Annotated in this window: 1 protein-coding gene; it reads left to right on the forward strand. The window is 38.4% G+C overall.

Features of this window, described 5'->3' with window-relative positions; all coding sequences use genetic code 11:
- A partial coding sequence (locus tag BK120_RS35795; protein ID WP_076271930.1) for a hypothetical protein occupies positions 1-255 on the forward strand: 255 nt, incomplete at both ends.

Genomic DNA, 255 nt, shown 5'->3' on the forward strand with positions numbered 1-255 from the left:
GAGATTTGTGAGACGAATGCTGTCCTTTTATCCTGTGAACGTTATTGGAAGGATTCGGCTTTATATGATGTTGGTTTTAGCACATCCTTAAATAAGGACGATATTTCTCATGCCGTTTTCTCAACCCTAGTAAGTGCTAACAAATTGGCTTATGAATGGCAGGTTACTGGTCCTTCCAATTCAGAATCGGGAATTTGGGAATTTAGTGGACTAACCACTAAAACAAAAGTTACAGGTATCGAATGGATTCAGTTT

The organism is Paenibacillus sp. FSL A5-0031 (assembly GCF_001956295.1).
Taxonomy (GTDB): Bacteria; Bacillota; Bacilli; order Paenibacillales; family Paenibacillaceae; genus Pristimantibacillus.